Origin of the sequence: Parabacteroides sp. CT06 (assembly GCF_002257605.1) — a bacterium.
Classification (GTDB): domain Bacteria; phylum Bacteroidota; class Bacteroidia; order Bacteroidales; family Tannerellaceae; genus Parabacteroides; species Parabacteroides distasonis.
Genome location: NZ_CP022754.1, coordinates 1,615,104 through 1,639,686 on the forward strand (window position 1 = coordinate 1,615,104; position 24,583 = coordinate 1,639,686).

The following is a 24,583-nucleotide window of genomic DNA, read 5'->3' on the forward strand; positions in this document are numbered from 1 at the left end:
TTTCCGCGAAGGTAACCTTTTTAGGGAAAAAAACAGTATGAATAATGCAGCGATTATTGCCCAGACAATGAACAATGCCGGATTTGACGTACTGCCGATGGAAATGGACTTGTCCTCACGCTCGTCTATTCTGAGCTTGATAGACGAAGCGCAGAAGCATGGAGAAATCTCAATGTTAGTAAATGTCGCCGGAGTATCTGTTTTCCATAGAGCGAGGATTCGAGTAGGGGATTTTGGGGGAAATGCTTTTGGGTCCTCTGAAAAAGGGAGACTTATCTTATATTTTTATGTATGTTCTAGTTCCTTGCCGTATGATTCTGTAAAAAGTCGTACGTGTTTTTTGAAGTGAACCCAGAAAGTTGGATATAAATCAATTTCATTATGTCTAACAAACGAAAGAAGTACGAGAAACATCCTTATTCTGTGCGGTTACAAGTAGTAGCCAAAGTTTTGTGTGAGCATTTGCCTTTACGTACAACAGGTAAAATGTTTGATGTAAATCCACGTCAAGTCAAATATTGGGTTTCTTTATACTCCCGTTATGGAGAAGAGGGATTGCGTATGCAACATAGATACTATCCTGTTGATTTTAAGTATAAAGTACTCCAAGATGTATTTGAAAATCATTTATCTTTGCAAGAAGCTGCCTTAAAATATGGTATCCCCAGCCCAAGTACCGTATTAATGTGGCAACGTAAGTATAAGAATGTAGGCTTATCCGGTCTTCATGGAGGTAGCCGACTATGGTCTGAAGATATGATAACAAAAGAAAATGATCTTTTTAAAGAACCAGAAGAGTTTGTAGATCCTAAACCAAAAGATAATAAGGATTTACTTAAGGAAATAGAACTCCTTAAAGCAGAAAACGCATACCTAAAAAAATTGAGAGCCTTAGTTCAGGAACGCATTGCCCGAGAAAGCAAGAAAGGGTTGCCGCCATCCAAGAATTAAGGCATGAATTTAAGTTTTCTGTTTTATTGAAAGCTTCCGGGATGGCTAAAAGTACATATCATTATTACATTCAGAAATTTTCCCTTCCAGATAAATATCAAGAAGAGAAAAAAATGATATGTCAAATATTTCATGAGAATCATGGTAGGTATGGATATAGGCGTATCACTCTGGGACTAAACCAAAGAGGATATAACCTGAATCACAAAACGGTTCTAAAACTAATGAACCAATGCGACTTAAAATGTATGGTCAGAAGAAAGAAATATAATACTTATAGAGGAACAGTTGGTAAAGTGGCTCCTAATATATTGGAACGTGACTTCTCTACGACCGCTCTTAATCAGAAATGGGTAACAGATGTCAGCGAGTTCTCTCTTTTTGGTTCAAAAAGGTATTTATCTCCCATCATGGATTTGTATAATCGAGAGATTATCAGTTTTACAATAACTGAAAGTCCCAATTTATCTATGGTTACGGATATGTTAAAAAAGGCTTTTACTCTCTTGCCTGATGACGTAGACTTAATTATTCACTCTGATCAAGGTTGGCATTATCAGCATCCAACATATCAACAGATGCTCAGAAAAAAAGGAATAGTACAGAGTATGTCAAGAAAGGGAAACTGTTTGGATAATGCAGTAATAGAGAACTTCTTCGGACTATTAAAATCTGAATTACTATATTTGCGGGAGTTTGAGAATATGGAACAATTTGTTCACGAACTAAATGAGTATATATACTATTACAATAATTATAGAATTAAAACGGGATTAGGAGGATTGAGCCCCATACAATTTAGAACTCAATCCACTAATCCTATTTATTAACCGTCCAACTTTCTGGGTTCACTTCAGTTTCCCGAAAAACATGTACGACTTTTCAAAAAAACACGTACGTGTTTTTCGAAAATGATAATCGTCTTTTTAAAATGTTAGTATCCAATTATTTATGTATTCATGTCATTTGCATACTTATTGTATGGAATAGTTTAATAAATCTCCTCTATCTTGATATAAAAATTATCTGTTTGACAGCTACTTATACTTGCCGTATCTTTGCGGTATAAGAAAAACAGAAAGTATAACAAATTAAAAAGTAGCAATTATGAAAACATTAGATTATATCCATTTAGACGCATCAGCGGTAAGTAACGTAGTAGCAAGCTTGAAACAATTATTGGCGGACTACCAAGTATTTTATACGAACCTTCGTGGTTTCCACTGGAATATCAAGGGACACGGTTTCTTCGTTCTTCACGGTAAATTCGAGGATATGTACAACAACGCTGCCGAGAAGGTTGACGAGTTGGCGGAACGTATCCTGATGTTGGGAGGCGAGCCGGAGAACAAGTTCAGCGAGTATTTGAAAGTAGCCCGTGTAAAAGAGGTATCAGGCGTATCCTGCGGTGACGAGGCGTTAAAGAATATTCTTGATACGTATGGTCATTTGATCGGTGAGGAGCGTAAACTTCTTTCCTTGGCATCCGGGGCGGGAGATGAGGCTACGGTCGCTTTGATGAGTGATTATCTGAAAGAACAAGAGAAGTTGGTTTGGATGTTAGTAGCATATTTAACTTGCGATTGCAAGAAGTAAAAAAGGTGATTCATTGCGTTTGGAGAAGGTCGGAAGTGATTCCGGCCTTTTTCTGTTGGTGCCAATAGGGGTTTTTTATTGTTTCATGTCTTATTCATATATATCGTTCGATTATTTTATCAAAATAAAAAGTATATGAAAAGAGTTGTAGTATTTGCGATGGTGTTAATGCTGGGTGTAGTATCGGTACAAGCCCAGTGGTCGGTAGTTCCGGAAGCGGGTATGACAGTGATGAAGGCGGGTCCAATGGTTGATTGGAAACCGAGTTGGAAGATTGGGGTAGGAGTGGAATATCAGTTGAAGCCGGAATTTCTTTCTCTGAAGTCCGGTCTGTATTATACGCAAAGGGGATATAGTAATGACCAATTCCCCGGATATGGATATGGGCATTATTGGTGGACTGTGCCGGGACCTACTTATGATCCGTATGGATATGCGTATGATTACTCAAATAAGGTGACACGAAATTTCTTGCAATTACCGATTATGGCTAATTTATCGTTCAAATTAGCTGAGGATATTCGTTTGAATGTCGGAGTAGGCCCTTATATAGCCGTAAGCGTATTGGATAAAGGAATGTTCGGGGGATGGTCTGTCGCTTCGGAAGAATCCGCTAAGTTTTATACCCATGATCCCTGTGAAGGGCTTCGTGCTTTTGATTGGGGTATAAGTTCCACTGTAGGTGTGGAAATAAAACAATGCTTTATCAATTTTGGCTATGATGTATCGTTAGGTAAAGAGTATAAGGGAGGATCTATCGAGGCGAATTACCATACCTTGGCTCTTACCGCAGGATATAAGTTTAAATTGGGTAAATAGAAACCTAAGTTCTATCGCATGTCTTCCTGTTGATCGTTTAAATATAGATTCTATCTATATGTATATAGGAATTATCTGTTTGACAGCTGTTTATATTTACCATATCTTTGCAGTATAAGAAAACGGAAAGTATAACAATTAAAAAAATAGCAGTATGAAAACATTAGATTATCTTCATTTAGACGCATCAGCGGTAAGTAACGTAGTAGCAAGCTTGAAACAATTATTGGCGGACTACCAAGTATTTTATACGAACCTTCGTGGTTTCCACTGGAATATCAAGGGACACGGTTTCTTCGTTCTTCATGGTAAATTCGAGGATATGTACAACAACGCTGCCGAGAAGGTTGACGAGTTGGCGGAACGTATCCTGATGTTGGGAGGCGAGCCGGAGAACAAGTTCAGCGAGTACCTGAAAGTAGCCCGTGTAAAAGAGGTATCAGGCGTATCCTGTGGTGACGAGGCATTGAAACATATTCTCGATACCTATGGCCTGCTGATTGGTGAGGAGCGTAAACTTCTTTCCTTGGCATCGGAGGCGGGCGATGAGGCTACGGTAGCGTTGATGAGTGACTATCTGAAGGAACAAGAAAAATTGGTTTGGATGTTGGTAGCATATTCAACTTGCGATTGCAAGAAGTAAAAAGGTTATTCATTGAGTTTGGAGAAGGCCGGAAGAGATTCCGGCTTTTTTTACTGGAACCATTTCCTCATAATTCCATATAATTTGTCTATCTCGATCGGTTTTGCGATATGTTCGTTCATGCCGGCTTCCAGACTTAGCCGTACATCTTCGGCGAAAGCATTGGCAGACATGGCTATAATGGGCATATCTTTGATATCTTGACGGTCGAGATGACGAATTTGCCTTGTCGCTTCGAGTCCATCCATTACAGGCATCTGTATATCCATGATTATAAAATCGTAATAACCTTCGGGTGAAGCGGCGACTTTATCAACGGCTTCTTGTCCGTCGCAAGCTGTCTCGACTTCTGCATGGGTTTCTTGCAGCAATTCATACGCTATCTCGCGGTTTAGGTCATTGTCTTCCACGACCAGTATCCGTTTGCCGGGAAAAGATATGATATGAGTCGGTGTGATAAGGACTTGCTCGTCTTCCTTTTTGTCTGAGGCAAATTTTTTCATTAAATGGAATAGCTTGGATTTTATGATAGGCTTGCTTATGAAGCCGTTGACGCCAGCTTTTACTGCCTCAAATTCGTAACCGGAATAATCGTATGCTGATATGATGATGATCGGAGTATCTGGTTCCACGTATTCCCTTATTTTTATGGTGGTTTCGATGCCGTTCATGCCGGGCATCATTAAATCTATGATAATAGCAAAGTAAGTGTCTCCGTCGATTACTTTTTGTACGGCCTTTTCACCGGAAAGAACCCATTCCGGTTTCATCCCTAATTCTTGGAGGTTTTCATAAGCGATCTCGCAGGATACCTCATCGTCATCTACTACCAGTACTGGTAGGTCTACCAATATATTATTGTCGTATTCATTCGTACTTCCCAGTTTGACATGAAACCTCATGGTGAATTTGGAGCCTTTTCCATATTCACTTTCCACAAGAATGTCTCCGTTCATTATCTGGGCGATATGGCGGCTGATAGCCATGCCGAGACCAGTCCCTTGGATATTGCGAATGGCCTTGTCATCCGACCGCTCGAAAGGTTCGAATACTTTTTCCAGAAATTCTGGTTTCATTCCTATACCGTTATCCGTTACGGTTATTTCAAACTGGCCGTAACCGTTATAGACAGAAGGTTTCTCTTCTACCGTTAGTTGTATTTGCCCGTCTTCCGGAGTATATTTGATCGCATTTGTAAGCATGTTCAACAATGCTTGCTGTATACGTTGCACGTCACCTATAAGGCATTCGTGTTTTATCTTGGTGACATGTATCTGAAACTTTTGCTTTTTCGCTTCAAAGGCCGGTTGCACCATGACGAATAAACTCTCTAATAGCTCGTTGATCTTGAATGCCTCTTCTGTCAGCATGATCTTATCACTTTCCAGTTTAGACATATCCAGTACCTCATTGATCAGATTTAATAAGAGTTTGGAGGAAATGGTTATTTTCTTTAAGCAATCAGCTATACGCATCTGGTCATCCATGTGCAGGCCAGCTATCGCTGTCATACCGACGATGGCGTTGATAGGAGTGCGGATGTCATGGCTCATCCGGGATAGGAAATCAGTTTTGGCACGGTTGGCGGCATTAGCGCTCTGTAAAGCTTCCTGCAACAGTTTTTTTTGTTTTCTTTCTTCTTTGATTTCCGTTATATCAGTTCGAGTCATTAACCATATGTTCTTTTCCCTGTCGTAATAGCTGAATCGCATTTTCTTTTCCCGGTTTACGCCATTCTCTATCATGGTGCCATATACGATATATTCTCCATGTTTCCGTAGTATCGGTTCTATATGAGCGATCTGTAGTTTCTCAGTCATTTCTTCGTGAAGCTCAGGTGCCATATATTGCCGGTTATATGAGGCGACTACTCCATCATAGTCATAGCTGGCGATAGGAGGGGGACTATAGCTCTCCGAGCCGGAGGTATACATGACATAGCTATTTTTCGAAGCTTCAATATAGATTACGTAATCATATTCTGATCTTACGGCGGTTTCTATAATTTGCGCTTTTCTGAAATCGTTGATATTACGGCTAGATAAAAGGATTCTATCAGGGATACCTTCGTTGTTAACAAGAATATCGATAAAAGTTTCGTGCCATTCAAAACCGAAGTGATCGTTGCAGAAACGTAAGTCAAATGTTTTATGAAAACATCCTTCGGCTATCATTCTAAAGAAAGCTTCAAGCGAAACCGTTTCATCCCATAAACTACGGTCTGGAGAATAGATGTCGTTTCTTAGAATGTTGGCAAGGCTGGTATAATCTTGTTTTGTATTAATTAATTCCGGATTCATTGAATATTTAAGTATATCGACGCTTCCGTCTTCCAAATAGATAGTCCAGATCGTATCCATGAGATATTGATAATTAGCTAATAGCTCGTTTTTATTTAACTTTTCTTTTTTGCTTTCGCTTGTCATGTTTGTATTCTTGCTCGTTTATGAATGCACTTATATCCTTGTGCTTTCAAGGATATTCCGCGAAAGTAGGTAAATAATATGTATATAAGAGATAAAATCATTGTAAATCAAAAAGAATTGATCATTTTCCTTTAAGGATTTATATGCTCTGCAACATACTTAACACCTTTTTACATATTTCGTGTCTTGTTTAAATTCATCACTGCTATATTTGGTTCAAATCTGAAATGCAATTTCAAATATGGAAAACACGCTGCCAAATATGGAAAAAGTGGATGAGAGCTACAAAGTGCCTAATTTAGAGAAGGGCATAGCGGTTCTTGAGTACCTTTCCTTGCGGTCGGCGGGAGAAACATTGCAAGATATTAAGTCGGCGCTCGATATATCTCAGACTACGGCTTACCGTATTTTGAATACATTGGTGCGGCTGGAATATCTTAATTTTAGTGAAGACACGAAACGCTATAAACTTTCCCGAAAATTATTGACCCTTGGTTTCAGATCCTTGAATGAACACAATCTCTTAGAGACCGTCTTGCCACATTTGCGTGATTTACGTGATCAAGTGAAAGAGACCGCTTGCTTTGGTGTCTTGGGAGATGAGAAAGGGATTTTTATCGAACAAGCGCAAGGACATCATACGTTCCGCTTCGTCCTGTCGCCGGGAAAGCCGTTTGAGTTGCATTGTTCGGCTCCCGGAAAGGCGATTATGGCTTATTTGCCGAAGACGGTGCGAGATCGTTACCTGTCCTACATGACGTTTACACGGTATAATTCCCGGACGATCACTTCTCGTGAGGCCTATCTGGAGGAATTGGAGAAGGTTGGTAAGCTGGGATATGCCATGGATAATGAGGAGGAGCTGAGCGGCGTGATCTGCGTAGGCGCCCCGATCTTTAATTATACGGGATATCCTTGTGGAGCGATTTGGATCTCCGGCCCGAAAGACCGCTTATCGAAAGAGGTGGTGAAAAATACGGTGAAGGCGATCAAGGAGGTTGCCGGGGTAATCTCGAACGAACTAGGATTTAGAAAATAAGGAATACAAAATATACCATGAACACACGAAAATACTTGATAAAAAACTCATTGGTGGCTTGTCTTGTCGGCTGTTGCGTTTCTCTCGCTTCAGCCGGCAACCCACCTTTCTTTACTACGGATGCCGTATTGAACGCAAAGGGGGAGCTATTAATGACACAGAAAGGAACGAGACATCTGGATATTTTTTCAGCGGACGGTAAGAGCTTACTTCATTCGTTTCCGTTTGATGAGATCCCGACCGGGTTGCTTCCGGATGGGGATAAGGTGTATGTGACGACCTTCGAGAAGACCGGCCGTTTACAAGTGCTTTCCTTGGAATCGGGTAGGGTGGAAGCGGCTATACCGACGGGATCGGGAGCCTGTCATCCGATGTTCGGGCCGGATAAGAAACATATATATGTATGTAATCAGTTCGATAATTCGGTGGTCGAGATAGATCCGGTGATGCGTAAGGTAGTCCGGAGCGTGAAAGTGTTGCGTGAGCCTAAATCGGCGGTATTCAGCAAGGATGGCAAGTATATGTTTGTTACGAATTTCCTGCCCGCACAACGGGCGGACGTGGATGTGGTGGCCGCTTGCGTATCAGTAATCGAGATGGAGGGGTTTACGAAAGTGAAAGATATCCAATTGGCGAATGGTAGCAATGCCTTACGGGGGATGTGTATCACGCCGGACGGGAAATATATATACGTGTCTCATAACTTGGGACGATTCACGGTGCCTACTTCCCAACTTCAACAAGGTTGGATGAACACGAGCGCTTTCAGCGTGATCGATGTGGCGAAGCAGGAATTCGTTGGGGCGGTATTGGTGGACGAGCCGGATCGTGGCGCTGCCGGTATCTGGAGTATCGCTTGCGATGACAAGCATATCTTTATCACGCATAGCGGAACGCATGAGGTGAGCGTGATCGATCATCCGGCGATGTTGGCGAAGTTTGAGTCTTATAAGGATAAGAGCCGTCTGGATTACGACTTGAATTTCTTGTATGGACTTCGTGAGCGAGTTACCTTACAAGGAAACGGTCCCCGAAATTTTATATTTTCGGGAGATAAGTTGATAATCCCTACTTATTTCGCCGATATCTTGAATACCGTCGATATAAATACATTGGAGGTGACGGCTACCGACATGAATCCGGGGCGTACGGAAACGCCGGAGAACAAGGGCGAGAAATACTTTAACGACGCAAATCATTGCTATCAAGGCTGGCAGAGTTGTAACGGTTGCCATCCGGGGGATGCCCGTACGGACGGGATGAACTGGGACTTGATGAATGATGGAGTTGGTAACTCGAAGAATTGTAAGAGCATGTTGTATTCGCATGTGACTCCCCCAAGCATGATCTCGGGTGTTCGTGAGAGCGCAGAATATGCGGTACGTGCCGGTTTTAAGTTCATTCAGTTTTTTGAGCCAGAAGAGGAAATGGCGAAATGTGTGGACGCTTATATGAAATCCTTGCGTCCGGTGCCTAGCCCGTATTTAGTAAATGGGGAATTATCGGATAAGGCGAAAGAGGGAAGAAAGGTGTTTGAGAAACTGAAATGTGGCGAGTGTCATAGCGGTCCTTATTATACGGATATGAAGATGCACCGTATCGGCGAGGATATAGAATTTGAGAAAGGGTGGGATACACCTACTTTGATCGAGGTCTGGCGTACGGCTCCTTATCTGTTTGATGGGCGTGCGGCTACCATGGAAGAGGTGTTCGAGGTCCATAAGCATGGCATCGATAAAAAGGTTTCCAAGAAAGATATCGAGGCGTTAACGGAATATGTAAACTCCCTGTAAAATAAAAGGATATGAATTATTGTGAGAAGATACATTATACGATATTAAGCACCAAGCGGGCCGAGTTCGCCGTTATGGTGGACGATCTATTGTCTCAATTGCCTCAAAACGAGGTGATCATGAGGCTGGCCTTTTTCGGTACTCCGGGTACAAATGAGGAATACGTGGCACGCCGGGTTTTGCTGCGGGAGAAGATCCGTCGGTATTATGGGGATTGCGAACCGGCTTTGAGCTATGTCTCCCAACCGCCGCTGAACGCTCCTTTGCTGATGGAGGTACATAGCTATGTGCCCGATGCGCAGGATCGGATTACTTTCCGTCATTATCAAGGTGTTCCTTATGTCTTGTTGGAGAATGCCTCGGGACGTTTCCTTTTTGCCGGCGGTTTTCAAGGGGATGTACTCCATTTTGGTATAGAGCCTCAGTCGGTGGAAGCTTTCCGGTTATTGGGGGATGTGCTTCGTCGGGAGGGTTTTCCGTTGAATAGCATTATCCGTCAGTGGAATTATATCGAGCGTATAACCGCTTTCGACGGTCCGGATCAGCATTATCAAGCGTTTAATAACGCCCGATCTGATTTTTATAGTAAAACGGAATGGGCGAATGGTTATCCTGCCGCTACGGGTATCGGGGCGAATCTGGGAGGTATCTTGATCGATGTGGATGCCGCCGTGTTTACTACGCCGGATGCTTTCGCTACGCCGATCGATAATAAGTTGCAGGTGGCTGCCCATGCGTATTCGGAACAAGTACTGGAAGTTGCCCGACAAAAGAAGACGACCCCTAAGTTCGAGCGTGCCAAGAGCATGACTTTTCAGGATCGTAAATTGATTTATATTTCCGGTACAGCCGCTATCCGTGGTGAGGAGAGCTTGACGGGAGTAGGTCTGGAACGTCAGCTACGGATCACGATGGAAAATATAGCGGAACTGATCGCTGACGCTAAATTGGTTAAGTTACGAGTCTACTTGAAGAATAAATCCGACTATAAGGAGGCTGAGCGTTTGATGAATACCTACGGATTAAATATCCCGATCTCTTATATGTGGGCCGACGTTTGCCGGGATGAGTTATTGATCGAGATCGAGGGAATAGCGATACGTTGAAACAAATAGTACTAACAAATATACACAAAAACAAATGAGAAAAGGTTTGAACATGAAAATGGCGGCTATGGGATTGGTGTTGGTATCTATGGTCGCATGTACGGGAAAGACAACGACAGACGCTACTTGTTGCGCCGCTAACGGGGAGGGCAATTGTCCGGAAGGAACTTGCCGCAAAGAATGCACGAACGCATGTAATACTAACAATCAAAAAAATAAAACAATGGCTTATTCAAAGAAGTACACGAACGCCGATTTTTATAAAGACGGCAAGTTTCAACAAGATGTCGCTATGGAAGCGATGAAAGATATGTTTGCTTTCTACGATGTTCCTTTCACGGAGTTGATGGCGAAAGATATGTGGGTGACAGACTTTGGCTTGGGCGATTTCGAAAATGTAGGTATGGGTGGTATTTTCTGGATCAACGATCCGGAGTATAAGTATTTCGCTCACGCTATCTATTTGTTGCCGGGCCAGATGATTCCGGAACACGCTCACGTAAAGACTGACTTTCCTGCTAAACATGAGTCTTGGATGGTAGAGAAGGGTTGGGTATACAACTTCTCTGAGGTAGGTGACGAGACCCCGAACGCCCCGGCTATCCCTGCTGGACACGGACCGATCAAGAGCAAGAATTTCGTGGTTCAGAAGGTCGGCGACGTATTACGTCTGAAGAAATTGGAGACATTCCACTTTATGATGGCAGGTCCGGAAGGCGCTATCGTAGATGAGTGGGCATGCTATCACGACAACGCTGGCTTACGTTTCACGAACCAGAAGGCCGCTTTATAAAAACCTCTAGGGTTATGCTTCGTAATTCTAAGGGTTGCCGATCGTGATCCTTAGGGTTTCAATAAACAACCTTCTAAATTTAAATTTAATACATGAATAAATACTATATAATGGTATCACTCTTGTTGTCGACCTCTCTTCTTGTTTCGGCAGGTCCGAAGCAAAAGAAGGTGGATAACTGGATTGACGCCTCAGTAAAACAAAAGTCTGAGCTTCGTGCCTCTTTGGTGAAGGCGAACATGCCGATCATGTCCGCTTGGATTAAAGCGAAGCAGAAGGCTGTCCCGATGTCCGCCGATTTGACGGGTCAGGATCAGTTGGTACTTGTTACGGCCGCCGGACCGGACGGTACGGATTGGGATTGGGGTACATGGGCGAATGCCCGTTTAATCAAGGCGGACGGTAGTTCGGTTTGGTTGGATGAGTTAGACCCGGATTATTGGGTTTCCGGTTCGAACAGTATCCGCAAGAATACGGATTTATACGGGAATCCATTGTTGATCGGTGGTAAGAAATACGACCATAGCGTATTATGCCATGCCAATGGCGTGATGGTGTACAATATCAATAAGGAATATGTACGCTTTGAGGCTGAGGTGGGTTTGGCCGATCAGTCAACGGTAGGTAGTGTATTCTTCCGTATCATGAATGTTTTCCCGAAGGAGGAGGCCGCACGCTTGCTAGCCGCTTATCCGAAGGAATTAGGAGCCTTAAACGCTAATATCGATGGGTTGGAGAATTGGTTGACTACTAGTGACGCTTCCGCTGAGCGTGATATTGTCTTGAATCTGGCTTCTCGTCTGAAAGACGCTGCGTATGTAAAGAACGCTGTTAAGCAGATCGAGACAGAAAAAGATATTGATACTCAGATCCGTGAGTATTTGAAACTTTATGAGAAAACTCAACGTATCTGTAATTTGCAGAGCGACTTGAGTTGGTTGAATATGGAGGCGATTCGTCTGGCTTTCAATGATATGAAAAAACTGAAAGGTTTCGATGCCACTAAGTATCAACCGATTTTGGATGAGCTGGAACAGCAGGTAAAGAAAGGTTTCGATGGTATTTATAGTGGTGATGAGGCCGCTTTGGTTAACGCGGAGAAAGCGATTGCGAATAAACGTACGATCTTGCTGGCGAACCCGTTCTTGGATGGTGATAAAGTCTTGGCTGCCCGCTTTAAATTAGGTGTAAACGCTCATAAGGCAATGGCTCCGGATTTGGGTACGCAGGGTAATAACTGGAGCAACCAAGAGTCCGCCCGCCGTATGGGATTCGACGCCGATATTGTGGAGTTGAGTAATCTACGTGGGGAGGATGTACAGGTACGGTCGATTTATAAACCGGAAAACGGTTCCTCTATCGCTGACTTGCGGATGCATTGGGATGGCGATCGTGCTATGTTTACCCAGACGATGCCCGATAAGCGTTGGAACGTATTCGAGGTGAAATTGGATGGCTCGGGCTTTAAGCAATTAATACATAACGAGGAACCGGATCTGGAGTTTTATGATGGAACCTACTTACCGGACGGACGTATCATCGCCAACTCGAATATCGGTTATCAAGGCGTGCCTTGTGTAAGCGGTGATGACCCTGTCGGTAATATGGTACTTTATACGCCGGATACGAAGAACTTGCGCCGTCTGACTTTCGATCAAGACGCGAACTGGAACCCGGTAGTGATGAATAACGGTCGTGTGATGTATACCCGTTGGGAGTACACGGACTTGACGCACTATTATTCCCGTATCGTGATGAACATGAATCCGGATGGTACGGAGCAGAAAGCGCTGTATGGTAGCGGATCGATGTTCCCGAACAGTACGTTTGATATCCAGCCGTTGCCGGGCCACGGTTCCGCTTTCGTGGGAATTATCTCCGGTCACCATGGTATCGCCCGTTCCGGCCGTTTGATCGTGTTCGATCCGGCAAAAGCCCGTAAAGGCGCCGCCGGTATGGTACAGGAGATCCCGTATCGTAACCGGCCGATCGTGGAGGAGATTAAGGATGAGCTGGTGAATGGCGTATGGCCGCAGTTTATCAAACCGACTCCGCTGAATGATAAATATTTCTTGGTGGCCGCTAAATTAGACCCGCAGGATTTATGGGGTATCTATTTGGTGGACGTCTTCGATAACGTGACTTGTTTGCGTAAGGTAGAGGGTGAGGGCTATATCAGTCCGGTTGCCGTACGTAAGACACAGACTCCTCCGGCTATTCCGGACCGTGTGAAATTGAATGACAAAGAGGCTACGGTCTTTATTCAGGATATTTACGAGGGAGAGGGTTTGAGAGGCATTCCCCGGGGTACGGTTAAGTCTCTTCGTCTGCACGCTTATGAGTATGCTTACGTGAAGACTACCTCCGATCATAACTGGCATGGAATCCAGTCCGGTTGGGACATCAAGCGTATGTTGGGTACGGTACCGGTAGAAGAGGATGGCTCCGCTATCTTCAAGATCCCGGCGAATACGCCGATTTCTATCCAGCCGTTAGACAAAGACGGTGTGGCTATCCAGTGGATGCGTAGCTGGTTGACCGGTCAGCCGGGCGAGGTGGTATCTTGTATCGGTTGCCATGAGGACCAGAACCAGATTCCTATTCCGAAACGTGTGATGGCTTCGCAGAAAGCCCCGCATGCGTTGACTCCGCCGGAAGGGGGGACCCGTTCGTTCACGTTCGATCTGGAGATCCAACCGATCTTGGATCGTGCCTGTATCGCTTGCCATAATGGTGAGGGTAAGGCTTTCGACTTGCGTGGGGGCAAGAAGGATAAATTAGGTTATGGCACTTCTTACTTGAATCTGCATCCGTATGTACACCGTCAAGGTGGCGAGGGTGATATGGTGGTTCTTCAACCGTATGAATATCATCCGAACACGAGTGAACTGGTTCGTATGTTGAAGAAAGGGCACTTTAACGTGCAACTGACGGATAAAGAGTGGAAAACCCTTTATAACTGGATTGATTACAACGCTCCGGATAAGGGTTATTTCAATGCGAATGTGCTTTCGAAGGATATCATCCCGTATCAAGGCTTCGACCAGATCAAGCGTCGTAAAGAGTTGACGGATAAGTATGCGAATGGCGCAGGCGTGGATTGGAAGAAAGAGATCTCCGATTATGCCGCTTACTTGAAGGGTAAAGGTGAGATCAAACCGGAGATGCCGGAGAAATTGGCTCCTGTCAAGGAAAAAGAGTTGAAGGTGAAAGGCTGGCCTTTCGATGCGGACCGGATCAAGGCTATGTTGGCTGACGAGAAGGAAACCCGTAAGGAGATCGAGTTGGCTCCGGGTATCAAGATGACATTTGTTCGCATTCCGGCCGGACAATTCGTGATGGGCAGCTATCGTGGGCAATCCGATACTCGTCCGACGGCGAAAGTGAAGATTGACAAAGCTTTCTGGATGGGTGAGTTGGAGGTTACGAACCAGCAATTCAACGTGATTTTCCCGGATCACGACAGCCGTTTCGTGGATCAGCAATGGAAAGATCACGTGGTTCAAGGATATCCCGCTAATAAACCGGAGCAACCGGTAATCCGTGTAAGTTACAATGACGCTATGGATTATTGTAAGAAGCTGAGTGAGAAAACAGGCTTGAACATCACGCTTCCGACCGAGGCGCAATGGGAATGGGCTTGTCGTGCCGGTAGCGATCAAGATTTCTGGTATGGCGATATGAATGCGGACTTCGGCAAAAAGGATAACCTAGCCGACGTAACCACGCTCCTGCTTGCCGTAAGCGGTATCGACCCGCAACCGATGCCTAAGACTTCTTATTGGTACAAATACTATACTTACTTACCGAAAGAGGAAGGCGTGGATGATGGCAATTTGGTTCAGGTGGGTGGTAAGCAATATGAAGCGAATCCGTTCGGTTTGTATTGCATGCACGGTAACGTGGCGGAATGGACTCGTTCTGATTACTTGCCTTATCCTTACAACGAGAAATCGAAAGAGGTCTCCGAGTATAAGGTGGTTCGTGGCGGTTCTTATATCGAGCGACCGAAATTCTCGACGGCTTATACCCGTAAAGGATATTATCCGTACCAACGTGTGTTCAACGTAGGCTTCCGGGTAATTATTGAGGATTAATAGACAAGGTCTATTTATAGATAGATAACATGGATGCGGCAAATTAATCGCCGATTCTTTCAAAAATGATTAATCTGCGTACATTTGTCGCATCAGTGTTATTAATAAATGAGCAAATGAAAACTCTAGAAAGATTTATCTCTTCTTCCGTGACGACTATCGTCCTTCTATTGATCTACGCCTTTGGCTTGGCTATCGCTACTTTTATAGAGAAGTATCATGGTACTGCCGTCGCTAAAGCGCTGATTTACTATTCTCCTGTATTTTTCTTACTCCAATTCTTATTGGTAGCCAATTTCGTGGCTATCGTTATCAAGCACCAGTTACTTAAGCGGCGTAAATGGGGATTGATGGTCACCCATGCCGCCTTTATTGTCATCCTTCTGGGTGCACTTATTTCCCACCTTTTCGGCGAGGAAGGAATCCTTCACCTGCGTGAGGGAGAGGCTAGCGATCGTATCATGATCCGTACCTCGGACCAGACTCTCTATCATACGCTTCCTTTTAGCGTAGAACTCGTGAAATTTACCTTAACCCGCTATCCCGGCTCTGCCAGTCCCTCTGCTTATGAGAGTGAGTTGCTGGTACATGTAGATGGACAGACTCGCCATACCCGGGTATATATGAATAATGTATTAGACGTGAAAGGCTATCGCTTCTTCCAAGCCTCCTATGATCCGGATGAGCAAGGAACGGTACTTTCCGTGAACCGAGATGTGGCCGGAAGGAATATTACGTATACCGGCTACGTGATTTTAGTGATCGGCTTTATACTTTGCTTGGTAGGCAAGAACTCCCGTTTCATGAAATTAAGCCGTCAGTTGAAAGATTTAAGAGGGGGCGCTCGTAAAACGACCCTGTTAGTAGCGGTTCTTCTTTCCGTAGGGGGCTTGCGGGCGCAAGGTGCGGCCGCTCCCGAGATGAAGGAGGTTATACAGAAATATGCGATAAGTCCGGAACATGCCGCTAAGTTCGGTGCGTTGCCGATCCAATCGGTAAGCGGACGTATGTTGCCGATCAATACATTCTCTTCCGAGGTACTGCGAAAGTTGCATAAATCGGATCAGTTCGGTTCCTTGAACTCGGATCAGTTCTTGTTGAGTGTCTTGGCTATGCCGGATATGTGGGTCCGGGTGCCGTTTATCGCCTTGTCTAATAGTGAGCTGGCCAATTATTACGACCTTACGGATAAGGAGTGTGCCTATATAGAGGTATTCGATAGCCACGGACGCTATAAATTGCAAGAGAAGCTGGAAGAGGCCTACAATAAAATGCCGGCGGAGCGTACCCGCTTCGATAAAGACTTGATCAAGCTGGACGAGCAGGTGAATATCTTCCATCAATTGATCAATTACCAGATGTTGAACCTTTTCCCGAAAGAGGACGATCCGGATCACAAATGGTATGCGCCGGGCGATGATTTGTCGGCGTTTTCCGGAAAGGACTCCATGTTCGTTACCCACATTATGGGCTGGTATTTATCGGAGGTACAGGAAGGATTGAAGAGTGGTGATTGGGAGAAAGCGGACGAGGTAATCGGAATGATCCATACGTATCAGCAAGCCAAGAATAAGACGGTAGACATTCGCCCTGAGAAAATACAGGCCGAGATTAAATATAATCAAATGGATGTATTCCGGCAATGTAAGAAAGGGTACTTGATTTTGGGAGGCTTGTTGCTGATCTTCGCTTTCGTGGTCTTATTCAAGAAGAAAAAATGGGTTACCTATACGACTTGGTTATTGAGTCTGGGCATTTTGGCCGTATTCGTTTTCCATATGTATGGGATGGGAATGCGGTGGTATATCGCAGGTTACGCCCCTTGGAGCAATTCGTACGAGACGATGGTTTATGTGGCTTGGGCTACGGTGTTCGCCGGGTTGTTGTTCGTACGCAAGAGTACGCTTACGTTTGCGTTGGCTACTTTATTCGGGGGGATCATCTTGTTCGTGTCCGGCTTGAGTTGGATGGACCCGCAGATCAATCCGCTGGTTCCGGTCTTGAAATCCCCATGGTTGATGTTCCATGTGGCGGTTATCGTGGGAGCTTATGGTTTCTTCGGTATTAGTTGTCTGATCGGCTTGACGAATCTGGTGATGATGAGCGTAAGCGGGGAGAAGAACAGCGTGATGCTCAAAGAACGGGTACGAGAATTGAGTATCGTGAACGAGATGTCACTTTGGATCGGATTGGCCCTGATGACGATCGGTACTTTCTTGGGAGCGGTCTGGGCGAATGAGTCGTGGGGACGTTATTGGGGCTGGGACCCGAAGGAGACGTGGGCGTTGATTACGATGGTGATATATGCGATCGTGACGCATCTCCGCTTGATACCGAAATGCAATAACCTGTGGTTGTTTAATTTTACGTCTATCTTGGCCTTCTATTCGGTGTTGATGACCTTCTTCGGCGTGAATTATTTCTTGAGTGGCATGCACTCTTATGGCCAGAATGACAACGTGAACGGGATATTTATTTATCTTTATCTGTCGATCATCCTAGTATTGGGGGCTGGCTTTATATCCTATCGGAAGAGAACGAATTTTAATAATATAATTGTCTAACTATAAATTGAATAGATCATGAGAACATTTAATCACGTAGGAATTGTCACTACGGAAAGTAAAGAAGGGGCGGTTTATAACGAAGGCCTGAGTGTATGGTTGACGGATTACAGCAAGAGTCCGAACCGGATCGAGTTCTTGAAATTCGAGAAAGGCAGCTGCCTACCGGAGTTGGTACAGACCAATGGCCATATCGCTTATACGGTTCCTTGTTTGGAAAAAGAGTTGGAAGGTAAGAAGGTAATCTTCGGCCCAGCTGTTTGCGACGAGCACTTGACGATCGCTTTCATCGAGGAAGAAGGTATCGCTATCGAGATCATGGAACTAAAATAATTCGTAAATCAAAATTTATAAATCTAAAGGAGGATAATACCATGTCAGACATCAAGACAAAATTCATAAATGATCCTGAGAATATTACGGCAGAGTTATTGGAAGGCTATGTATTAGCGTATCCGAATCAGGTAAAGTTGGCAGCTGAGAATATCGTCGTACGTGCTAACCCGAAAGGCAATGATAAGGTTGCGATCGTTACCTTAGGCGGTTCCGGTCATGAGCCTGCCTTGAGTGGTTTCGTAGGAGAGGGCATGTTGGATTGCTCCGTCGTGGGTGACGTATTCGCCGCTCCGGGTGCCCAACGTTTGTTTCAGGCACTGCAATTGATGGATCGTGAGGCCGGGATCTTGTTGGTCGTATTGAACCATTCCGGCGACGTGATGAGTGCTAATATGGCTTGCCAGTTGGCTGCACGTAAAGGGATCAAGGTGAAGAAATTACTTACGCATGATGATATCAGCGCAGGTATCGGGGCGAATATAGACGATCGTCGTGGCTTGGCTGGTTGTGTTCCTTTGTATAAGATATTAGGTGCCGCCGCTGAGGAAGGGAAGTCTTTAGACGAGCTGATTGAGATTGGTGAACGCTATAATAAGAACGTGGCTACCTTGGCTGTCGCTATGCGGTCTTGTACGCATCCCCAGAACGGAGGTACGATCACGAACCTTCCCGATGGTATCATGGAGATCGGTATGGGCCAACATGGCGAAGGTGGCGGTGGACAGAAACCGTTGGTATCCGCCGATGATACGGCTGCGGAGATGGTAGACCTGCTTTGCCAGCAGTTACAGCCAAAAGCCGGCGATAAGATGTTGCTGATCATTAACGGCGTAGGCGCTACTACCCATATGGAATTGAATATCATCTTCCGCAAGGCTTATAAGGAGTTGGAGGCTCGCGGCTTGCAGGTGGTGGCAAGCCGTATCCAAGAGATCTTGACCGTACAGGAGCAAGCCGGATTCCAGATGATTATGGCGATCTTGGATGAGGATCATATCGATTATTTGAATAACAAACGTGCGGACGCACCTTATTGGACAACCCTAGGTAAATAAATAATATACATGAAACAACTTACTATCGAGGCCTTCAAGGCCATGTTAGACAATGCGCTGAAACAGATCAAGGCACGTGAGGAGGAATTCTCTAAATTGGATGCCGTAATCGGGGATGGTGATCATGGTACCGCTATCGTTGCCGCTATGACTGCTGTGAATAAAAGCGCTCAGTCTGGAACGGAGTTCAAGCAAATGCTTGGTGATATGGGTATGGATGTGATGATGGAAGTGAGTGGATCGACAAGTACCTTGCTCGGTGCTTTCTTCTTGGGTATGAGCGATCATGCAGAGGGAACCGAGTTGGATGCCGCAGGCGTGAAAGCTATGTTCGCCGGTGGCTTGGCGAATGTGCAACAACAAACCCAAGCGAAACGAGGCGACAAGACGATGATGGATGCCTTGATCCCGGCGGTGGAGGCTATGCAGGCTTGTACGTCGGATGATATCAAGGAGGTCTTGAATGCCGGCGCTAAAGCGGCGCTTGATGGAGCGGAGGCTACGGTACCGATGAAAGCTAACTTTGGACGTGCCCGTAACTATGGTGAGCGTTCGATTGGTTTCGCTGATAGCGGGGCTACTTCGTGGAGCTGTATGTTCGCTTCTTTTGCAGAGGTGCTATAAAATAATACACAGCGTGAGACGGGGCATGCCCCGTCTCTACAAAATATAATAATATAACGAATAATAAATATGGCAGATTTAGATGATTTAAGAGAAGGTGCGGACTTCGGTTTAGGCATCAATTGTGAGAACCAGAGTTTCCATGTGAAGGGAGCCGAGAACTTACCTTGGGGCATGAAAGACCGTCTGTCCCGTATCTTCAACCCGAAGACAGGCAAGGCGGTTATGCTTGCTTTTGACCATGGTTTCATCATGGGGCCGACTTCCGGTTTGGAGCGTATCGACTTGAATATCGTTCCTTTGATTGAATATGCGGATTGCTTGATGTGTACCCGTGGTATCCTGCAATCTACGATCCCTGCGAATACGACGAAACCGATTTGTCTTCGTTCGGACGCTGGAACGTCTATTCTTACGGATTTGAACGATAATGTATTGATCGATATAGAGGACGCTATCCGTATGAACGTCTCCGCCATGGCGGTTATGTTGGCTATCGGTGATGAGGCGCATGAGGCTAAGACTGTGGCTAACTTATATAAGGCGGTCGATAAGGCCAGCCGTTACAATATCCCGGTAATGGGTGTTACCGCCGTTGGTAAGCAAATGGCTCGAGACGCTCGTTATTTCGGTCTGGCTTCCCGTATCTGTGCGGAGAATGGCGCTAATATCGTGAAGACCTACTATTGTGAGGGCTTCGAGAAGGTAGCCGCTGCTTGTCCGGTTCCCGTGGTAATTGCCGGTGGTAAGAAATTACCGGAGAAGGAGGCGTTGGAATTATGTTATAATGCGATCAACGACGGTGCGGCTGGCGTGGATATGGGACGTAACGTATTCCAGAGTACTTCTCCTGTCGCCATGATCCAAGCGGTTCATGCGGTCGTGCATCAAGGTATCACGCCTGATCAGGGATATGAGTTGTTCTGCGACTTAGCGAAATAATCCATCGCAGGGGTAGGTTTTACCTGCTCCTGCTTATTTATATAATTTAAACCATGAAAATCTATACTTTTATATTATCCGCATGCCTGCTACTCGTATGTTCCGCATGTCATGAGGCGTCGCATTATCTTTTATTAGGCGGTTCCGGCTGGGACAAAATCGCCATCGTAAACAAGAACACGAAAGAAATTGAATGGGAGCATCCCTTGGAAAAAGGATGGGAATGTAATTCCGTAGCTGTTACTCCCGACCGGAATATCCTTTTTTCCTATTCGAAAGGGGCGAAGCTAATCACCCGGGATCATGAGGAGGTCTGGAATATCTCCGCTCCGGAAGGCTGTGAGATGCAGACGGCACGTGTACTTCCCAACGGTAATTATTTATTAGCGTGGTGTGGATACCCGGCGACGATCATGGAGGTGAATGCAAAAGGAGAGATCCTGTCGAAAACGGATTTCGACACCCATATTGAGCAACCCCATGCCCAATTCCGTCAAGTAAACAAAAATAAGCAGGGCAATTATTTAGTGCCCTTGTTCGCTACCTCCGAGATCCGGGAAATATCCCCGTCCGGTCAATTGCTGAAAAGCGTGAAAGTAGACGGTAACCCGTTTAGCGTGGCTGCGTTGGATAACGGTAATTATCTGGTCGCTTGCGGTGATGCCCATTGCTTCATAGAGCTGAATTTCGAGACTGGAGATATCGTTCGCAAGGTGAATGAGAACGATATCGAGGGAGCCCAGCTTTTCTTTGTTGCCCAGTTGCTCCCTAAACGGGACGGTGGTTTGTATATCTGTAACTGGCAAGGCCATGACGGAGAGGCTGCGAAAGGACATTACCCGCAGTTGATCGAGATAAACGGAGCCGGAAAGATGGTCTGGGATTTGAATGATAACGCTACCTTCGGGATGATCTCCTCTATTTGTCCGATCGATTAAAGATATATCCGGATTATTAATTATATTTGTACACCTAAATTCTAAATAAAGCATGGAAGAGAAAAACACGAATGCTACTAAACGTCGAAACCCTGTAACTTGGGTCCCTAGTGTCTATTTTGCTATGGGATTGCCTTTTGTAGTGCTGAACATGGTTACCGTACTCATGTTTAAGGGATTGGATATATCGGATGCCCAGATTGCGTTATGGACCTCGGTTATCATGTTACCTTGGACCTTAAAGCCTTTATGGAGCCCGTTTTTGGAAATGTATCGTACCAAGAAATTCTTTGTCGTATTGACCCAGTTGTTATCCGGTTGCTTATTCGGTTTAGTGGCCTTGGCGTTAAACTTGCCGAGTTTCTTTGCTCTATCTATCGCATTATTAGGTATTATAGCGCTTAGCGGGGCTACGCATGACGTGGCAACGGATGGCGTTTATATGAAAGAGCTCTCGCCGGAGGATCAAGCCAAATATATCGGTTGGCAAGGTGCGTTTTACAATTTGGCGAAGATCGTAGCCACGGGTGGTCTGGTTTATCTGGCGGGTTATATGATGCAATATTTTACCGGGATAGGATTGGAGAAAGAGGCCGTGATATACGCTTGGATGATCGTTATGCTGCTTTGCGGTACGATCATGATCCTGCTTGGTTTTTATCATATGAAGATGTTGCCTTCGGGTGGGAAAGCCGCTACCGGAGAACATTCGTTGAAGGAAAGTATGGCTGAGCTATGGCTGGTCTTCAAGGAGTTCTTTACGAAGAAGTATATCGTGTGGTATATCTGTTTCATCATATTGTATCGTTTTGCCGAGGGTTTCGTGATAAAGATCGTACCTTTGTTCCTGAAAGCTCCGGTTGCCGATCAGGGATTGGGGCTTACGGAGCAAGAGATCGGTTTGTATTACGGTACGTTTGGGGCGGCGGCGTTCGTGCTGGGCTCTTTGCTCGGCGGATATTATATCTCGGCCAAGGGACTGCGAAAGGTATTGTTTACGCTTTGTTGTTGTTTCAACATACCGTTCTTGGTATACACGTTCTTGGCCTGCATCCAGCCGGATAATGGTCTCATTATCGCTTCTGCCATCGTATTCGAGTATTTTGGCTATGGATTCGGTTTCGTGGGCTTGATGCTGTTCATGATGCAACAGGTAGCGCCGGGCAAGCATCAGATGGCGCATTATGCCTTCGCCTCGGGTATCATGAACCTTGGCGTGATGCTTCCGGGAATGATGAGCGGTTTCGTGAGTGACTGGCTAGGTTATAAGTATTTCTTTATCGTGACCTTGCTGGCGATGATCCCTTCATTCTTGGTAGCCTATTTCGTACCGTTCACGTATGACGATAAAGGTAATAAGTTAGTATAGTAATATTTTAATAGGATTAGTTATGGATAATTTGAAAATCGTAGGCGCTCCGCTGCCAGATATGCCTTGGGAAGATCGTCCCGAGGGTAGCAAAGAAGTATTGTGGAGATATTCGAAGAACCCGGTGATTCCTCGTGATATCCTCCCGACATCGAACAGTGTGTTCAACAGTGCTGTTGTCCCTTTCAAAGGTGGTTATGCCGGTGTGTTCCGTTGCGACGATACGAATCGCCGGATGCGTTTGCACGTAGGTTTTAGCGCGGATGCCATTCATTGGAGTATCTCTGAGACAAAACTCGAGTTTGAGTGTGATGACAAGGAGATCGGCGAGTTCGTTTACGCCTACGACCCCCGTGTATGTTTTATCGAGGATCGTTACTATGTGACTTGGTGTAACGGTTATCATGGCCCGACGATCGGCGTGGCTTACACGTTCGATTTCGAGACCTTCCATCAGCTGGAGAACGCTTATCTGCCTTTCAACCGTAATGGCGTGATGTTCCCTCGTAAGATTAACGGAAACTTCGCCATGTTGAGCCGTCCGAGCGACAACGGTCATACTCCGTTCGGCGATATTTTCTATAGCGAGTCTCCGGATATGTGTTTCTGGGGTAAACATCGCCACGTGATGTCTCCGGCTGCGTTCGAGGATAGCGCTTGGCAGTGTACGAAGATCGGTGCGGGCCCTATCCCTATCGAGACTTCCGAAGGCTGGTTATTGATTTACCACGGCGTGCTTCGTTCTTGCAACGGGTATGTGTATAGCTTCGGTTCCGCTATCTTGGATTTGGAGCAACCTTGGAAAGTGAAATTCCGCTCCGGACCTTATTTGTTATCCCCGCAAAAGGATTACGAGTGCATGGGAGACGTTCCGAACGTAGTCTTTCCCTGTGCCGCCTTGCATGATCCGGAGACGAAACGTATCGCTATCTATTACGGCTGCGCAGATACGGTAACAGGATTGGCTTTTGGCTATATTGATGAGATTTTGGATTTTACGAAGAAGAATTCAATCATTTAACAGACTCGAGAAGAACAATATACTTTTGTTGTCGAAACAATATACTTTTACACACGAAAGTATATTGTTTTAGAACAAAAAGTATATTGTTTTTTTTATTAGGTAAAAGAGTAAGAGCTATGACAAAGATACAACAGTTTTTGGCAGATCTGCCCGAGGAGAAGAAATCCTTGTTTGTCCCTGTTTTCGGGAGCATGGAGAAATTTTATACGGTAGTTTACTTGATCGCCCGGAATGAGCACGTCACTGATCAGGAGAAGCCAGATCGTTATGAGGATCGTTTACAGGTGATTCGCCAGATACGTAACCGGGTGGAGAAACTAGTTTCCTCGTATGGCTTGGACGGAGGGGAGATCGTAGCCGATATCGCCAGCGACTATTTTGAGGATTATGTCAATTACAAAGAGCCGGAGCTAGACATTACGAATGATGGGTTTATCGCTATCCTCCAGAAAATATAGGAGATAAATA

General features: G+C 45.1%; 21 protein-coding genes. 20 read left to right on the plus strand and 1 reads right to left on the minus strand.

The features are described 5' to 3' along the window. Window positions 1–37: 37 nt before the first annotated feature. The 6 genes from CI960_RS07030 (at window position 38) to CI960_RS07055 (ending at window position 4,009) form a co-directional block, all read left to right on the plus strand. A complete protein-coding gene (locus CI960_RS07030) occupies window positions 38–349 on the plus strand; it encodes a hypothetical protein (protein WP_094582312.1) in 312 nt (103 codons plus the stop codon). Between the two features lie 32 nt (window positions 350–381). Beyond that, window positions 382–951, plus strand: coding sequence for a helix-turn-helix domain-containing protein (locus CI960_RS23885; protein ID WP_008779420.1), 570 nt, complete (start codon window positions 382–384; stop codon window positions 949–951). After that, window positions 882–1,781 (plus strand): IS3 family transposase, encoded by a 900-nt coding sequence (locus CI960_RS07040; protein ID WP_369825214.1) that lies wholly within the window; start codon window positions 882–884, stop codon window positions 1,779–1,781. The genes CI960_RS23885 and CI960_RS07040 overlap by 70 nt, the downstream gene beginning before the upstream one ends. A 277-nt stretch (window positions 1,782–2,058) precedes the next feature. Beyond that, window positions 2,059–2,547: a Dps family protein gene (locus tag CI960_RS07045; protein WP_005857767.1), complete on the plus strand. Its 489-nt coding sequence runs from the start codon at window positions 2,059–2,061 to the stop codon at window positions 2,545–2,547. Window positions 2,548–2,682: 135 nt separating this feature from the next. Beyond that, entirely contained in the window at window positions 2,683–3,366 is a 684-nt protein-coding gene (locus tag CI960_RS07050) for an outer membrane beta-barrel protein (RefSeq protein ID WP_005857766.1), read from the plus strand. Between the two features lie 154 nt (window positions 3,367–3,520). Continuing rightward, on the plus strand, window positions 3,521–4,009 hold the full coding sequence (locus CI960_RS07055; RefSeq protein ID WP_005857763.1) for a Dps family protein: 489 nt from the start codon (window positions 3,521–3,523) through the stop codon (window positions 4,007–4,009). A 50-nt stretch (window positions 4,010–4,059) separates the two neighbouring features. Here CI960_RS07055 and CI960_RS07060 read toward each other — a convergent pair whose 3' ends face one another. Next, window positions 4,060–6,435 (minus strand): hybrid sensor histidine kinase/response regulator, encoded by a 2,376-nt coding sequence (locus CI960_RS07060; protein ID WP_094582314.1) that lies wholly within the window; start codon window positions 6,433–6,435, stop codon window positions 4,060–4,062. A 241-nt stretch (window positions 6,436–6,676) separates the two neighbouring features. On the opposite strand from CI960_RS07060, the gene CI960_RS07065 reads away from it, so the two are divergent. From CI960_RS07065 to CI960_RS07130, 14 genes are all read left to right on the plus strand, one after another. Next, window positions 6,677–7,474, plus strand: coding sequence for an IclR family transcriptional regulator (locus CI960_RS07065; protein WP_036628756.1), 798 nt, complete (start codon window positions 6,677–6,679; stop codon window positions 7,472–7,474). Between the two features lie 17 nt (window positions 7,475–7,491). Beyond that, window positions 7,492–9,267 carry a YncE family protein gene (locus CI960_RS07070; protein ID WP_005857757.1) on the plus strand — a complete coding sequence of 592 codons (1,776 nt, stop codon included), beginning with the start codon at window positions 7,492–7,494 and terminating at the stop codon, window positions 9,265–9,267. 11 nt (window positions 9,268–9,278) lie between these two features. Next, on the plus strand, window positions 9,279–10,373 hold the full coding sequence (locus tag CI960_RS07075; RefSeq protein WP_005857755.1) for a hypothetical protein: 1,095 nt from the start codon (window positions 9,279–9,281) through the stop codon (window positions 10,371–10,373). 34 nt (window positions 10,374–10,407) lie between these two features. Continuing rightward, window positions 10,408–11,166 (plus strand): hypothetical protein, encoded by a 759-nt coding sequence (locus CI960_RS07080; protein WP_005857754.1) that lies wholly within the window; start codon window positions 10,408–10,410, stop codon window positions 11,164–11,166. 110 nt (window positions 11,167–11,276) lie between these two features. Beyond that, entirely contained in the window at window positions 11,277–15,263 is a 3,987-nt protein-coding gene (locus CI960_RS07085) for an SUMF1/EgtB/PvdO family nonheme iron enzyme (RefSeq protein ID WP_005857753.1), read from the plus strand. Window positions 15,264–15,379: 116 nt separating this feature from the next. After that, window positions 15,380–17,827, plus strand: a complete 2,448-nt coding sequence (ccsA, locus tag CI960_RS07090; protein ID WP_005857752.1) for a cytochrome c biogenesis protein CcsA — start codon at window positions 15,380–15,382, stop codon at window positions 17,825–17,827. A gap of 18 nt (window positions 17,828–17,845) precedes the next feature. Next, window positions 17,846–18,160, plus strand: a complete 315-nt coding sequence (locus tag CI960_RS07095) for a hypothetical protein (protein ID WP_005857750.1) — start codon at window positions 17,846–17,848, stop codon at window positions 18,158–18,160. Between the two features lie 41 nt (window positions 18,161–18,201). Continuing rightward, window positions 18,202–19,218, plus strand: a complete 1,017-nt coding sequence (locus CI960_RS07100; protein ID WP_009275032.1) for a dihydroxyacetone kinase subunit DhaK — start codon at window positions 18,202–18,204, stop codon at window positions 19,216–19,218. A 9-nt stretch (window positions 19,219–19,227) separates the two neighbouring features. Beyond that, window positions 19,228–19,842 (plus strand): DAK2 domain-containing protein, encoded by a 615-nt coding sequence (locus tag CI960_RS07105; protein ID WP_005857744.1) that lies wholly within the window; start codon window positions 19,228–19,230, stop codon window positions 19,840–19,842. A 69-nt stretch (window positions 19,843–19,911) separates the two neighbouring features. Continuing rightward, the gene (gene lsrF / locus CI960_RS07110) at window positions 19,912–20,784 is read left to right on the plus strand and encodes a 3-hydroxy-5-phosphonooxypentane-2,4-dione thiolase (RefSeq protein ID WP_005857742.1); all 873 of its coding nucleotides are present in this window, start codon (window positions 19,912–19,914) and stop codon (window positions 20,782–20,784) included. Between the two features lie 53 nt (window positions 20,785–20,837). Then, window positions 20,838–21,722, plus strand: coding sequence for a WD40 repeat domain-containing protein (locus CI960_RS07115; RefSeq protein ID WP_005857740.1), 885 nt, complete (start codon window positions 20,838–20,840; stop codon window positions 21,720–21,722). Window positions 21,723–21,774: 52 nt separating this feature from the next. Continuing rightward, entirely contained in the window at window positions 21,775–23,091 is a 1,317-nt protein-coding gene (locus CI960_RS07120) for an MFS transporter (RefSeq protein WP_005857738.1), read from the plus strand. Window positions 23,092–23,113: 22 nt separating this feature from the next. Next, complete coding sequence (locus tag CI960_RS07125) at window positions 23,114–24,112, plus strand: glycoside hydrolase family 130 protein (protein ID WP_005857736.1); 999 nt, start codon at window positions 23,114–23,116, stop codon at window positions 24,110–24,112. A 119-nt stretch (window positions 24,113–24,231) separates the two neighbouring features. After that, window positions 24,232–24,573 carry a hypothetical protein gene (locus CI960_RS07130; protein ID WP_005857734.1) on the plus strand — a complete coding sequence of 114 codons (342 nt, stop codon included), beginning with the start codon at window positions 24,232–24,234 and terminating at the stop codon, window positions 24,571–24,573. Window positions 24,574–24,583: the final 10 nt, after the last annotated feature.